Origin of the sequence: Vibrio sp. 10N.222.48.A3 (assembly GCF_041475345.1) — a bacterium.
Classification (GTDB): domain Bacteria; phylum Pseudomonadota; class Gammaproteobacteria; order Enterobacterales; family Vibrionaceae; genus Vibrio; species Vibrio tasmaniensis_A.
In genome coordinates this window covers 1-378 of sequence record NZ_JBFRVX010001817.1, presented here as the reverse complement: position 1 = coordinate 378, position 378 = coordinate 1, and the positions used below count along the sequence as shown (strand labels likewise).

The following is a 378-nucleotide window of genomic DNA, read 5'->3' as shown; positions in this document are numbered from 1 at the left end:
CCTTCTGCTGATGAAATCTGTTTAGCGATCGTTTCTTCTTCCGCTACCGTCACAAGAATGGACAGCATTGAGTGCCACTCTTGTAACTTGTTTTCACCTAAAGCAAAGTCGAACGATGCTTTAGCGTAGGGATGAGCAATATTGGTGTAATCTGACATATTGCCTCCGTTTAGAGTTCGCTTATCATTTGATCAACTAACGCTCGGTTCGTTTCAGAATCTAGGTTTTTGCTGATCAATTTCTGTGCACTTTGAATAACAGCGTCTGCCATATCCGCCTGAAGTTCACGGCGTAACTTTTGACGTTCGCCTTCTAGCTCAGCTCTACCTTGCTCTAAGATGCGTGCTTTTTCTTGCTCACCTTCTTGGTGAGCTAGGG

1 protein-coding gene and 1 pseudogene are annotated in these 378 nt (G+C 44.4%); both read right to left on the bottom strand.

Features of this window, described 5'->3' with window-relative positions:
* Positions 1 to 158: F0F1 ATP synthase subunit delta (locus tag AB4653_RS29050; protein WP_372106099.1), on the bottom strand; the 158-nt coding region annotated here is incomplete at its 3' end.
* A gap of 11 nt (positions 159 to 169) precedes the next feature.
* A pseudogene (locus AB4653_RS29045) lies at positions 170 to 378 on the bottom strand (F0F1 ATP synthase subunit B); the annotation flags it as partial.